The 14791-nt window shown below is 39.9% G+C and carries 11 protein-coding genes; 4 read left to right on the top strand and 7 right to left on the bottom strand.

Features of this window, described 5'->3' with window-relative positions:
- Positions 1-29 precede the first annotated feature (29 nt).
- Entirely contained in the window at positions 30-2378 is a 2349-nt protein-coding gene (locus tag RBQ60_RS01980; protein WP_307884929.1) for a phosphodiester glycosidase family protein, read from the bottom strand.
- 528 nt (positions 2379-2906) lie between these two features.
- Between RBQ60_RS01980 and RBQ60_RS01975 the strand changes: the two genes are divergently transcribed.
- Both RBQ60_RS01975 and RBQ60_RS01970 read left to right on the top strand, forming a co-directional pair.
- Positions 2907-3533 (top strand): LolA family protein, encoded by a 627-nt coding sequence (locus RBQ60_RS01975; RefSeq protein WP_307884928.1) that lies wholly within the window; start codon positions 2907-2909, stop codon positions 3531-3533.
- Positions 3534-3646: 113 nt separating this feature from the next.
- Positions 3647-4024 (top strand): type II toxin-antitoxin system PemK/MazF family toxin, encoded by a 378-nt coding sequence (locus tag RBQ60_RS01970; RefSeq protein WP_307884927.1) that lies wholly within the window; start codon positions 3647-3649, stop codon positions 4022-4024.
- 475 nt (positions 4025-4499) lie between these two features.
- On the opposite strand, the gene RBQ60_RS01965 is transcribed toward RBQ60_RS01970, so the two are convergent.
- The 4 genes from RBQ60_RS01965 to RBQ60_RS01950 all read right to left on the bottom strand — a co-directional run bounded on the left by RBQ60_RS01965 (position 4500) and on the right by RBQ60_RS01950 (position 7897).
- Entirely contained in the window at positions 4500-4685 is a 186-nt protein-coding gene (locus RBQ60_RS01965) for a hypothetical protein (protein ID WP_307884926.1), read from the bottom strand.
- A gap of 12 nt (positions 4686-4697) precedes the next feature.
- Positions 4698-5324 carry a uridine kinase gene (gene udk, locus RBQ60_RS01960; protein ID WP_307884925.1) on the bottom strand — a complete coding sequence of 209 codons (627 nt, stop codon included), beginning with the start codon at positions 5322-5324 and terminating at the stop codon, positions 4698-4700.
- Between the two features lie 29 nt (positions 5325-5353).
- Complete coding sequence (locus tag RBQ60_RS01955) at positions 5354-6601, bottom strand: LCP family protein (protein ID WP_307885964.1); 1248 nt, start codon at positions 6599-6601, stop codon at positions 5354-5356.
- A 114-nt stretch (positions 6602-6715) separates the two neighbouring features.
- Entirely contained in the window at positions 6716-7897 is a 1182-nt protein-coding gene (locus RBQ60_RS01950) for an LCP family protein (RefSeq protein WP_307884924.1), read from the bottom strand.
- Positions 7898-8183: 286 nt separating this feature from the next.
- Between RBQ60_RS01950 and RBQ60_RS01945 the strand changes: the two genes are divergently transcribed.
- The gene (locus RBQ60_RS01945; protein ID WP_307884923.1) at positions 8184-10091 is read left to right on the top strand and encodes an LTA synthase family protein; all 1908 of its coding nucleotides are present in this window, start codon (positions 8184-8186) and stop codon (positions 10089-10091) included.
- 536 nt (positions 10092-10627) lie between these two features.
- Positions 10628-12016, top strand: a complete 1389-nt coding sequence (locus RBQ60_RS01940) for a sodium-dependent transporter (protein ID WP_307884922.1) — start codon at positions 10628-10630, stop codon at positions 12014-12016.
- Between the two features lie 139 nt (positions 12017-12155).
- On the opposite strand, the gene mgtE is transcribed toward RBQ60_RS01940, so the two are convergent.
- Together mgtE and RBQ60_RS01930 are read right to left on the bottom strand one after the other, a co-directional pair.
- Positions 12156-13496, bottom strand: coding sequence for a magnesium transporter (gene mgtE / locus RBQ60_RS01935; RefSeq protein WP_442871379.1), 1341 nt, complete (start codon positions 13494-13496; stop codon positions 12156-12158).
- Positions 13497-13873: 377 nt separating this feature from the next.
- A complete protein-coding gene (locus tag RBQ60_RS01930; RefSeq protein ID WP_307884920.1) occupies positions 13874-14632 on the bottom strand; it encodes a DUF2812 domain-containing protein in 759 nt (252 codons plus the stop codon).
- Between the last annotated feature and the right edge of the window lie 159 nt (positions 14633-14791).

Here is a 14791-nt window from a genome sequence, read left to right as displayed (position 1 = left end):
CAATAAAACACTATAATTTTAAAAGAATCTTACACCTTTGTAAGCCCAAAGGAAACCTCGTCACCGTTCACACGCAATTTTAACATACTAAAGTTGCCGTTCACACTACCATCTTTCTTCCAAAGGTCAGGAAGGTTGATGTAGCGAACCCCATCCTTTATAGCGCTCCACTGGCCAACTCCACCACAAGAGACTACAAAAACAGTTTTACCCTGTGAAACATACTTATTTAAAATTCCACGGAAGTAATTTGTTTCTGCTGATGATTTAAAATCTCCGGGGGTTTTATCCATAACGATGACAATGGTATTATTGTTTGCGGCATCTAAATCTCTGGTTAAGCTTGCGTACTGAGATGGATTCGTGGCACGAATTCCACCCTTCGCCGCAGAAACCATGGCCAAGCTTGTACCGCCTCTGTTTAGGAAGCGATATCCTCCGTTCCAGCTTAATGTATCTAGCTTTGGTGTCGTTTTAACATCACTCTTTCCGCCATAAATTGCCACCTCGGCGTTGGAATCCACGGTATTTCTTACCTTTGTTCTAACGTCAGCATAAGTATTTTCCTCAACTTTTGCTTCACCATCATAAGAAACTGTACCAATAATATTCAAGTAGTAAGCTCCATCGTTGGCTTTTTCTATTTTCTTATACAAAGGATCCGCCGCAAACGTTGCCTGAGGCGTAGCCACTGCCTTGTGATCCCCTACCGTTACTTTGATATATGCAGTTTGTCCATCTCTGGTACATTTAATGTAGGTTGCTCCTGTTTTTGCAGCTGTAAAAACGTTGCCCTTCATGGTGCCCATAGAAGAATCTGCCAATTCATATTTTGTTGTGGAGGATACCCAATGGTTAAAACCATCTGTATCTACCACCTGCATGGCAATGGTTGCAGTCTGCCCGGCTTTACTTAACTTGATATCCCCAGAAGGTTTTAATCTGCTAGTTACTGCCGATACCAATCCCGTTTGGGAAGCACCCAAACCATTGTAGCTTGCTGTAACAGCAAAGGTTCCGTTTTGGGAAGGGGTAAAGTCGTAACCATTCCAAGTTCCTTCCACACCAACAGCTTGTAATTCAACCTCACTGGCAGGGATTTCAATACGGTTATAATACTCATCCAAACCATAAACTTTGAAATTCATTGTTTTATTTGGTACGGTGCGTGTGAAAGAAGGAGAAATGGCAATTTGCTCAATTTCACCTTTTTCTGCATTTTGAAAAATACCAACTGCATTCACTACCCTTCTTTCTGAACCTTCAGAAACGGTATTTTTTACAGTTAAATCTGCATCTTCTACTGTCTTTGCTACCATTGTGGAGGAACCTCCACCATCTAAATGCATGGCATCATATGCGCCGTACTCCCTCATATATGCTGCCATCTCTCCATGGGATGCTCCAATGCTGTCACCACGGCCGTCTACAACCATGAAAATAGCACACTTTCCATCTTGGGTCACACCAAAGGCCGTTCTAGGTTGACGTCCACCGGCTACAATAGATGTTGCTGGTGCGTCTGTTCCTTGAATTAACAGCTTGCCACCGCCACCAAAGCCAATTTCCATATCATCTAAATCAATAGAAGTTTGGATATCCAATATGATTTCATCATCAACCTGGAAAACATTCGCCGCATTGGTACGATAATCTTTGCTCATAACAATCAAATACCCATCCTCAGGAACTTCTACCGTCTCCCCTGGCCCAGAAATATAAGTAATCACATCGTCTTTAACCACAAACTTTACAAGATCTTGAAAACGCTTATCTAAATCAGAAGTGGTTTCCGCCGCCTGTCTGTCAAAATAAATGGGGAATACCATGGAAGTTACTTTGTTGATGGATGCAAGCTCAATTGCCTTTTGGTCGTTGGCAAAGGTTGCATTCATCTTAAAATATTCAAAGAAAGGATTGTTGTTCTCATCTAGAAAGAAGGAAGCATACTGATTCTCCCCTTGATTTACCGATGTACCTGCAGAAACCAACTCTCCATCATTCAAAACAGGCCCAAAGGATGCAGAATAACTGCCTGTCAAACCAAAAAAGTCTGCGTTCACCCCTGCAATGGCCCCATTGTCAGAAAGAAGTTTTTTTGCCGTTTCTTTTAAACCGTATTCAACGGTACTTTCCACTTCCTTGAATTCCAAGGTACTCTCGTTTAAGTCCACCTTAAGTACGTGCAAATTCTGAATGCCCGCATCGGTCATACGGCTGCTTTTTTCGTAAACAACCCCTCTTGTTACCGTCTGTTCTGTCTTTTCGTTATAATATGTAGTAGCTGCAAAAGCCCATGTTGAAGACACTGAAACTGTCAGTACAGCCGCCAACAGAACGCCCATTAATTTTTTTAATCCACCCAATTTATACTTCATTGCCTGCTCTCCTTTATCATTCTATATACTTTCCCTCTTTTGACGTACCAACTTGGAATTTGTTCCCAAAACTCTAGGTTTTTTACCAAAAAAGACGTAATATACCAACTTTAGACTTACATATTAGCACTTTTTTAAATCGATTTCTTCTATATTCTAAAATCTTAATTATTCTGTAATAATTCATCTTCAATAATATTCCAATGAAAATAATTACACCTAAAACTGTAAGTATATGGGTTTCTCCCAATACGGCAAACCTTGATTTACATGCTGATTTATTTACAAATTTAGGATATCACATGCAAACTTCATTCAACTCTAATGAAATATATTTCATTGCTTAAAAGAGCTTCTTTTCAAACGTGTTTCTTACCGATAACCTTCAATCTAAAAATCCTTCATGGTTATCTTAAAACGCCCATTGTGCCTACTTAAAGCATAAATTTCCTCTCCTTTCCATCCTTCTCTCATAGACTATTTGTCCACAACATAAAATGATACTGATTTAACTTAGGAGGTTTTATTATGAAAAAAGCTTTATCTATCTGTCTCAGTCTGTTACTTCTTCTTGGTCTAGGAGGATGTGGGAAAGAAGAACCCCTATCAGAATTGGAGACAATACAAAAGCAACTTGCCGAAATGGAAGGTTACTACTGTACCGCCAACCTTACCCGCACCTCAAACAAAGGAGAAACCACTTATGGCACCAAACAGTACGTCAAATCAACAGGGGAATACCGTATGGAACTTACCTCACCCGAAAGTGCCGCAGGGAACTACACTGTTTTTGACGGAAAACGGATTTGCCAGTATAACCCTCGACTGGACAGCAAGCTAATCAAAGATGTTCCTGAATCCCAGCACAGAAATGAGTTGTTTTTAAATCAGTTTATGAAAAACTATATGCAGTCTGAGGGTGTAGGTGTCGAGGCCGCCGCCCTAGACGAAGCCCAGTGCATCGTATTAGAAGCCGTTATCCCCGGCTCCGACAGTGCTTTGGCTTCCGAAAAGTTGTGGGTAGACAGAGAAACCTTCTTACCAAAGAGATTCGTATTATATGATTCCAATGGGCAAGAGCGGTATCGTTTGGACTACGATGAGTTTGTATATAATCCAGATTTTGAAGAAGATCTTTTTGAAATTAAAGAATAAAGGCTCTATTTCGTGGCAATAATGGTAGCAGTCAGGACAGAAGCCATAATTTTACATTACATATTTTCTATGCCGCTGCTGCCTGATGAATTCTTTCAGCGGAGCGTGAGCCTATGATCGTTAGAAGAGGAGATATCTATTTTGCAGATTTAAGCCCCGTGGTGGGCAGTGAACAAGGTGGCATTCGCCCCGTATTAATCATACAAAACGATGTAGGCAATAAATATAGCCCCACGATCATTTGCGCCGCCATTACATCGCAGATGAACAAAGCAAAGCTACCAACACATATACCCCTTTCTGCCACGGAGTACGCACTACCTAAGGATTCTGTCATCCTTTTAGAGCAAATTCGTACCATTGATAAGCAAAGATTAAAAGAAAAGGTTTGTCGTTTGGATCCTGGGATGATGCACCGGGTGGATCAAAGCTTATTGGTCAGCCTTGGGTTGCAACCAAACTCCCAGCATAAGGGAACATCTAACGGATAATTCTATAAATAGGGTGACTTCAACAAAGCTGATGCCACCCTTTCTTTATTACTACAACTTTAAAATAACCCTCCCCAAAGAGCAGTTCAAAGCTAAACATAACATTTTCAGGGTTTTACTAATATGGTATCCCTTTGCTTTGGTATTCGATCAAGTTGCACAAGCCCCCAAATGAGTTATATTCTTCCTATAAACAAGCGTACTTCTTTTGCTATTCAAAGCCAATTTCAAACCAATTCTAAAGAAACTTCTTGCAATCCCTTCCCATAAGAAGCTTAAAATCTCAAAGCTGGTACGTCTCAAGTAGTGTTTCTCCGAATAAGCATTTCTAGGTAGTAAGAAATGGGAACATGCGTCTTTCACTCTTGGTAATGGTCAATGGCTTTATGCTAATCAAACAAAAAAAGGATAATACAAAATTGTAATCATCCTTTTTTTAAGCAAAAACCTCTTTTATATTTTTCTAATTGAGGTTTTATCTTTTTTTACCCATAGAAACCATAAACAACCACACAAAGTAAAGCAATATAAATACAACGGTAAATACCGCAACATTTCTTATGGCAATAGGCTGTCCCATGATAAGAAGGGTTCCATGGTACATGAAACTACATAAAATCCCTGTACCAAATGCTTTTTTTAACATCCCCAACCAATCCATCTTTTTATCTCCTTAAACCATTGTTCCGCTTACGTGGTTATGTACCCTTTGAATTAAAATATCCAAAGCAACCACGTTATTTCCCCCCTCTAACACAATAATGTCCGAAGCACGCTTACTTGGTTCAACAAACTGCTCGTGCATAGGCTTCACTGTTGTTAGGTATTGGCTTACCACTGAATCCAAACTCCTGCCCCTCTCTTTTACATCCCGTAAAATTCGGCGTAAAATCCGAACATCCGCATCCGTGTCAACAAAAATCTTGATATCCATTAAATTACGCAATGCCTCATTTTGAAAAATTAAAATTCCTTCTACAACAATAACCTTTGTAGGGTGAATGATTACCGATTCATGAGAACGATTATGATCGGCAAAGTCATAAATAGGGCTCTCAATTGCAATACCTTGTTTTAATGTTTGTATATGCTCAATCATAAGGTCGGTATCAAAGGCATCCGGGTGATCATAATTTAAAAGACAACGCTCATCATAGGACATTTCATCATGCCTCTTATAATAATTATCATGATATACAACGGAAACAACGTCTCCAAAGCGTTCCTTTAGTCGATTGGTTAATGTTGTTTTACCGCTTCCGGTTCCTCCGGCTATACCAATAATCATGATCTCATCCATTTTAATTGATCCTCCCTCTTTCTTCTCCCCTACTGCTCCTTCGAGCCCAAAATAATCCTGATATCTACATTGCTACCAATTTCCTTTGGCGCAACTTCAACTTTTGCATCCGTAAAGAAAGAAATCAAATCAGAACCAACTCCTTCATTCTTCACCTGAATCCTTGTGTAGGTATTCTGTTGGCCGCTATAGTTGGTGGGTGGGGCTATCTTATAACCCGCATCCTCCAATTTCTTGCTATACAGGCCTGCAAGACCGTTTACACTTCCCCCATTAGAAACCTCTATTAATAACGCCTTGCTATCCTGCGCCGCTCCACTGGTAGCGGTAGCCGCAGGGGCAACGCTATAGAATACCCGATCCACCATTTCTCTGGTTTCTTCCACATCATGTATAAAATAAGACACACCGCCAACATATTGTCCCACACCAGGCAATGTTTCCATGGAAATCTTGCTCATATCCACTTTATCCACATAGTTTACATATTTCAATGCATCAGACATAGAAACATCCGTTTCAATATACTTATACATAACGGAGATCAGGTCTGGTAGATTCTTTAAAATCGTTTCTGTGCTTAGGACTTTTTCAGCGAGGGCTTTTAAGAATATCTGCTGTACCTCAATTCGCCCCACGTCACCATCTGCGTAACGACGGAAACGAACCAACTGCTCTGCTTTCTCCCCGTCCAAATGTTGGTCACCTTTTTTCAGGTTAATCAAAAGATCCCCTGTATCCCTCATATCCCAATCCATATCCTGGGGTACATACATATCCACGCCGCCAACAGCATCTACAATGGCACGAAAAGCTTCAAAGTCTATCTTTACATAATGATCAATTTTGATGCCTAATAGGTCCTCGATTTGCAACGCAGTGTTTTTACAGCCCATTTTTTCCCCACTAAAGGCATGAACGGCATTCAACTTCGTAACCTGACTATAAGAGCGACCTTCTGCGTTGATATTTGCCTTTACTTCTTCCGAAAGAGAAACTCTGGTATCCCTTGGCAAAGAGACCAAGCTGATGCTTTCCGTTGCACTATCGTAGTGAACAACAAAGACTACATCTGTTCTGGTTCCATCTTTGTCCACACCAAATACGGCTACATTCATTTTAATGTTTCTTTTTAGAAAAGCATCTAAAAAATTTGTATCTGATGCATTGTTACTTACAATGTTATCATTTGCAAAAGGTACGTTTCCCGTTATTTTGTAATATCCAAAACAAGCACCGCCAGCCAGTATCACAAATGCAAAAACAATAGAACACACAATCTTCAAAAACACCCTCATTGGATTATACCCCTTCTTCTTTGGAGTTGATCTTCCCGTATGTCTTGCAGGCTTTCTTTGTTTACCACTCATCTTCTCACCTATCTGTCGTTTTTACTCTGCCATATTCTGTACCGTTTCCACTGGTTCAATACCATAAATTAAACGGTCAATCAAAGCTTTTGTTCCCTCTTTGTCCATATCGAAGTATGCACCACCCTCACCGGGTATGGTAACCGTCTCCATATTCTCGGGGCTAATATCCTTTAAATACTTTACATATTTTAATGCCTCGGTAATGGTAATATTACTTTCCGTTTTATCCAAAGCAACTTCGATTAAGCTGTTCATATTTCTTAGTATAGACTCCGTACTGCAAACCTTATCCAAAAACGCCCGCATAAAGTCTTGCTGAACTTGGATTCGCTTTAAATCCCTCTGGGCATAGCCCTCTCTATAGCGAACAAGCTGTTCAGCCTCTTCCCCGTCCAAATTCTGAAAACCGGGTTGTAGGTCAATATATAAATCTTGGTATGGATCAACGTAATACAACCGATCCTGCACTTCCATATCCACGCCACCAATGGCATCTACAATTTCACGGAAGGCTGATAAATCTACCTTTATATAGTAATCCATTTTAACACCAAGTATTTCCTCCAACATCATAACAGAGAACGTACTTCGCATCCCCTCTCCTGCATAGGCATGAAGTTCCGTCAGCTTACACTGTCCGTAAACCCCATTTCTCTCGGGAACCGTTCGTCCATTTTGCTCTAAGTAAGAGGTCATCTCCTTTGTCATGGTGACTTTCGTATCCCTTGGTACTGCAATCAGACTAATGGCTTTTGTCGTCGTATTAAAACTAGCAACCATACATACGTCCGTTCGAAATCCATCCTCATCTGTACCAAAAATCGCTAGATTGATAATCTTATCTTCCAGTTGTTCAGGGGCCGATGCCGTTACATTAAATGCAGGATTTTCCGCCTTGCCCTGCCACTTTTGCAACGCTACATATAGCTTCGATCCGCCATATGCCGCCACCAATAACAGAAGTATGCCCACCACCAGGAATATACCCTGCACTCTCCTCTTTTGCGCCAGTCGCCTGCGTCTTGGATTCCGTTTGCCTTGTAGCCCTTTGGTAGGTACACTTCGATATTCCTTAGGAACTACTCTCTGTTTGGTTGTTTGCTGATAACTACGCCCTTTTTGACGGCGAACCGCCTCTCTGTCAACGCGTATCTCATCACGTCTATTTCTATACTCGTGATCAATTCTTCTTCTGCGCATCTTTCGTTTCTCCTCAAAAGTCAGCCTTACTGACACTTTTACAACTTATTCATTATAACAAACCATGCAAAAACTGACAACAAAAAATCAGCCCTTTCCTGGTTTCCTGTTTTTTTTCAAACAAAAACCGCCATTTTTAAGGCAATATTTTTATTATACATTATTTTTCCAAGGAAAAATGTACATTTTTCTTAATTATAATCCAACCTTAACCTTTTGCCTTTCTTTACTTTTGTCGTAAAAACTCGTATAATTCAAGAAAAAAAATTTTTTTGGAGGTTTTATCATGCCAGAACCAAATATTGAAATAAAGGAAATGCCCCAAGCAGATGAGAAGAAAATAGGGCTGCGTAAAGAACAGCAAATTACATGGCTCCTTTTCGCAGGCGTATCCGTCATTGTTACAGGGTTGGTTTTTCTAATTACTTCTGAACACTTATACTTATTAGCCCAAAATGTTTTAAAAAATCCAGCTATCCTCTTTTTTAACATTCTGCCTGTGTTCTTATTTATCAGCATTGCTTACTTTTTATCAGGAAGAACTACTTTCTCCATAACCTTAACCGGGGCAGTTTTTCTTATTTTTGCCATGGTGGATAAGGTGAAAATCACCATGCGCCAAGAGCCTTTACTCCCTGCTGACCTTACTTTGGCGAAAGAGGCCCTAACCATCGTTAAGACCTTTCCCGCTATGCAGCTCTTACTCATTGCATTATTACTGATTATTTTAATGCTAGCTTTATTTTTTTCCTTCCGTTTTTCAAAAAACCAGAGACCAACTTGGAAAACAAGAATTCTTGGGTGCGTAACCTTTTTCGTTATCGCCTTCGGGTCAAATACTTATTGGTATACGGATAAAGAACTTTACGGCAGCTACCCTGTCATTGACAATCCATACTTTGAAGTGAATCAATTTAACTCAAAAGGGCTTATTTACTCTTTCTGCCATCAATTTAACATAACAAGAATAGCCCCGCCGGAAGGTTACAAAAAATCAACCTTTGACCAAATTGAAGCAGAAAGTACCTTCGTTGCAACAAAAGATTCACCTCATATTGTAATGATTATGGGAGAGGCTTTTTCCGATTTGAGTAATAACCCCAACTTGGACTTTTCAAGCTATCGGGACCCCCTTAAAATTTTTAAAGAAATGGCAGAGAGCGAAAATGCACTCAGCGGTAAAATTGTCGTTCCAAATTTTGGCGGCGGCACTTCAAATACGGAATATGACGTTTTAACAGCCTGCCCTACCCGATATTTGAATAACCCTTTGCCGTCTTATAACTTTATACACCAGCCTTTCGATGCCCTACCCCAAAGGTTGGCACAAGCGGGCTATGAAACCCTAGCCATACACCCTGGCTATAAATGGTTCTACAATCGCCAGAACGTTTATCCAAACTTAGGCTTTGAATCAACCTATTTTTTAGAAGACTCTTTTGACCTATCCACCCAAGGTGTGGGCGGATATATTAACGAGAAAGCCACAATGGATAAGATACTAGAAACTTTGGATACTCACATAGAATCCAGCGATTCACCCCTATTTTCATTTACAGTAACCATACAAAACCACGGGCCTTACGAAAATCGCTTCGGCACACAAGCACAGAATTTTGATACTGATATTCCTCTGACAGATACAGAAAAAGATTTATTGACCCAGTATTTTAAAGGCATTACTGATGCAGATCAAGAGTTGGGACGTTTACGAGATTATGCTCAAGGAAGCAGCCAACCCATAGTCATTGTTTATTTCGGAGATCACCTACCAGGATTCTCCAACGGTATGGACTTCTTTAGCCTTCTTAACTACCCAATTGATGCCAATGGAACTTTAGAAGAACGCCTAGCTTTATATGAAACACCATTCCTTATCTGGCAAAATGATGCTGCGAAAGAACAAGGAGCGTTTTCACAGACAATCAAGGGTGCAAATTTACCTGATTCAGGCATCATCAATGCCAGCCACTTAGGAGCGTTGCTAACCCAACTCTTGGAGATGGATGGCCTTTCTCCCCTGTATGATTATGTCAACGAAGTCCGTGAAATTCTCCCCGTTAGTACAAACTCAATTTTTATGGATTCTAACGGAAATTTCACAGATACACCAATAGATGAACAAAAGGAGAAAATTTCAAAACTAGCTAACTGGCAGTATTACAAGCTTTTCGACCAAACCATACAAAAATAGACAGGCTTTTCTTTTTCATGACGGGAAATATCCCGTCATTTTTTTCATTTAATGAAAGTTATTTTATTCTAGTTATTTCATCCTCTTTCGTTAAACTCTACTTTTTTATTTACATATTATTACATTTTTTGCCGATGTTTTATAAATTTAATCAGTTTTACTTCTACTCTTTCATTATTTTTTATCTCTTATTTTGGGTAAAATCCTTTGATTTTACAAGGCTTTCTCCATTTTGAACAATATAACGTACAAAAAAGTTGCTGCTATTTTTATTTTTTTATTGAAATTGTTTAATAATTCATGTAAAATAAAAACGATCCATCCTCATCTGGAGTTTTATGGTAATTGTATGGGTTTGTTTCGCCTTAATATCACTATGGCAAGCAATAGTAATGCAATTTTACATGAGGGGAGGGGCTTGAGATGCAGCAATTTATCGTCACACGAAACAATTAAGTGGTGAAGCGGTTGCTGGATGGGTTTGGCTTTGAAGTCGGAAAAACGAAATTATATTATTATTAGTAAGGAGGAATTATATGGCAGCATCAATTGAAAACCGTGGTCAATTTGGATCCAAACTAGGCTTTATCCTTTCTGCGGCTGGATCTGCAGTAGGTCTTGGTAACATCTGGAAGTTCCCTGGTAAAGCATACAACTGTGGCGGTGGCGCTTTCCTTATTACCTACATACTCATGGTTGCTTTGATCGGTACGACTGTAATGCTTGCGGAATTCGTTATCGGTCGTAAAACACAAAAGAACGCAATCGGTGCTATTCGTGAACTTAATGCGAAATACTCCTGGGTTGGCGGTCTCGGAATTTTAACTGGTTTTATTATTCTTTGTTATTACTGTCAGGTTGGTGGGTGGACCATCAAATATATCATCGCCTACATCACAGAGTCTGCAACGGTATACGCTGATCCTACCGCTTACTTCTTGGATATGCTGGGTGTTAACGGCTTCCCTCTGGAAGGCGCAATCATCTACCCTCTTATTTTCCTCGGATTAACATCTTTCATTATTAGCCGTGGTGTTGCGGATGGTATCGAAAAACTGAGCAAATTCCTTATGCCTTTGCTGTTCGTCTTGTTAATCGGCTTGATGATTCGTGCTTGTACATTACCTGGCGCTAGCGAAGGTGTTGCATATATGTTGCACTTTGATCCATCTACAATCAATGGTAATACCTTCTTGGTAGCCCTTGGTCAGGCGTTCTTCTCTCTTTCTTTAGGTATGGGTGTTATGATTACATATGCTTCTTACCTGAGCAAAGATGAGAACTTAATTACCAATACTGGTGTTGTTTGCGTACTGGATACTAGCGTAGCTTTATTTGCTGGTTTTATGATTATCCCCGCTGTATTCGCAACAGGTATTGACCCTGGTATGGGTGGTGGCTTTGCTTTTGCAACTCTTGCCGGTGTATTCATGTCCATTCCCGGCGGTACCATATTCGGTTTACTGTTCTACGCACTGCTGTTCTTTGCAGCAATCACATCTTCCATCTCAATCTTGGAAGGTACAGTTGCTTATTTGGTTGAAGAAAAAGGTATGGAACGCAAGAAAACCGTTGTTTGGGCTTCCATTATTATCTTCGCCATCGGTATCTTCTATACGTTGTCTCAGGCTTTCCTACCTATCAAGGGTATTTGGTGGTCCATGGAGGGACTTCAGTTCCCTATCTTCGGTGACTTTATGGAATACCTAACTGACCGTTTACTGTTACCTTTCGGTGCGTTCTTTACAACGGTATTTGTTGGTTGGATTTGGGGTACAGACAATGCAATTAAAGAAGCAACTTCAGACGGAAAATACAAGTTTGCTTTGGCACCTGCTTGGGCAATCCTTGTAAAATTTGTAGCTCCTGCTGCTATCCTTTGTATCATCATAGCAGGATTATTCTTAGGTATGTCTATTTCCTAATAGAGTATCAACGTAAAATTTTAGCTAGATAGTTTAAAAGCGATAATCACATAAAAGTGATTATCGCTTTCTTGTTGTTTGTATCAGAAAAATTCCCCTTGAATGATATCTTGTTATCGCCTTCGTATTTATTCCCTGTTTATAAAATTAAGACAGCTGCAACGCTAAAGTAAATGACAAGGGCCACCGCATCCACAACCGTAGAAATTAATGGTCCCGCCATCATTGCAGGGTCAAATTTCAAAGCCTTTGCTAAAATTGGTAATAAACAGCCGATGGTCTTTGCCAATACAACAACTGCCGCCATACTTAATGATACAGAAAGGTTAATCCAGAACCCTGTATCCCCAACCAAAGTCATCTTTAACATATTAATTAAACCTAATGCAATGCCACAAATGACACCAACCCGTACTTCTTTCCAGACAACCTTAAACGCATCTCGCATTTCAATTTCGCCTAAAGCCATACCACGTATGATCATTGTAGACGCCTGAGAGCCCGCATTACCGCCTGTGCCTGTAATAATGGGAATGAACCCAGACAATACCACAGCCGCCTCTAAAAGGCTGTTGTATTGCCCAATTACAAAGCTACTAAGCGTTCCTGAAATCATTAACACTGATAGCCAAACAATTCTGTTTTTTGCAAGCACCATAACGGGTGTCTTTAAGTACTCTTCATCCGATGGGATCAACGCCGCCATCTTTTCCATATCTTCTGTTGTTTCCTGCTCGATTACATCTACGATATCATCCACGGTGATAATACCAACCAAACGCCCTTCTGTATCTGTAACAGGCAAGGCCATCCAGTTGTACTTTTTAAATATGTTTGCAACTTCTTCCTGATCATCCGTGGTTAATACAGAAACAACATCATCCTGCATCAACTCTTCGATGGTTTCCTCATCGGAAGCACAAATTAGGGTTCGCAATGGAACAACACCAATTAATTTTCTTTCATTATCAATAACGTAACAGGTATAAATGGTTTCCTTATCCGTGCCTGTCCGCTTAATTTGCATCATGGCCTTAGCCACAGTTGTACTGCTCCGTAGCTTTACAAACTCAATGGTCATCAAACTACCCGCTGAGTATTCAGGGTAATTTAAAAAATCATTGATAAGTTTTCTTGTTTCTGCATCTGTATTTCGAAGAACCTTTTTTACAAGGTTTGCTGGTGCCTCCTCCAAAAAGTCTACCGTATCATCCAAAAACATCTCGTCCACGATATTACGAACCTCTTTGTCTGTTATCGAATGTACAATATGCTCTTGGGTATCGCTATCCATATAAGAAAAGACTTCTGCAGCCATATCTTTTGTAAGCAATCGGAATACAAATAGCTGCTTTTCCGCAGTCAATTCTTCAAAATACTCTGCCACATTGGCAGGTTGTTCCGAGTTTAATTCCTCTTTTAAACGAGCATACTCGCCTGACTCTATTAATTCATCCAAATAGTCGAATAGTTTCTGCATTTCCTCCATCGTTCTTCACCCCATTCAATAAAAAAACACGACTTATTTTTTGCAAAAAAGCCGTGTATTATCCGAAAAAAGGCGTACGAAGCGAAGGGTCTAACTCTGATTGAGAGGCACACCCAAATACACGGCTATTTTTAACTGATACGATCGATAACTCTCAGGCTCTAAAGGAATACTTTCACTTTTGCCGTCCATTTAAATCCACCTCTGCTTTCAAATAAAATTTTGTATACATATTTAGTATATGCCTGAACAAATTTAACGTCAACACAATTTGTGAAATTTCTTTGAAAAATTTATACTTCTTCTCCATAGGACAACGGAGTTTTCCGGCCCTCTTCATCCTTAATGTACTTTACATAAAAACAACATCAAACATAGTAAATGACATGAACCAACATAAAAATAAAAAATGCAATCCAGTAGTATTGATTTTCCCGCTGCACACCCATCCAATCACGATTATCTTTTTTACCCCAGAAAACTTCTTGTCGCACTTTTCTAGCTCTTTCATGCTTCATAAAACACTGCAAAGCCCCAAATAATAAATACCCAGCAACCCAAAGCAAATGACTTTCCGTTATGCCAAAATCTGATGTCAAACTTTCTGCTCTCCCTTTGGCTTTTTTCAAACTCAGTAATTCTCCTGCCATTTGATAAAGCCAGAAAAGCCCAAGGGTTACATATAATACAAGAATGGCATCAGAGACTCCACTACTTATTGCTAAAAAAAGATTCAGTATAAGATAAGTGCCCCCTGCCTTCAACATGGTAGAAATGTTTTTACTGCTTTCCTCTTGTCGAATCCGCCAACGTTCCACCTGATCCTCAATTGCTATTTCCACTTCTTTGGCATGATCCTCGCCACGAAACAAATAATACTCATCATCATCACAAAGGAATGTCCATCCACAATCCTTCATTAATTGGGCATCTTCTTTGCTGCATCCCTTAGGAAAGTTCTGTATTGAATATCTTACCCTTTGCGGCAAATCCTTTCGGAAGGTATAACATAAAAGCCCTGCATCCTCTAAAATCAAGCCTTCCTCTGCCATATCCTGAAAATATGAACATGCCGCTCTCCTTTCATCCAATCCTATACTTTTCAGCCTTTTCGTTGTCCTTTTCATAAGCTCTCCCCATTTTACACTAATTACTGTCAATGACTATGCGTATTTTTGCTACTCAAAAAACTTATAACGGACGGCGTTTCACAACGCCTTTGTTTTCAGTAAGCCCTTACTTGCACTCCTCACTGAAACAGCGAAAGTGCCACCCCATCTATAGAG

The organism is Anaerotignum sp. MB30-C6 (genome assembly GCF_030908465.1).
Taxonomy (GTDB): domain Bacteria; phylum Bacillota; class Clostridia; order Lachnospirales; family Anaerotignaceae; genus Chakrabartyella.
This window is presented reverse-complemented; position numbering and strand designations above follow the sequence as displayed.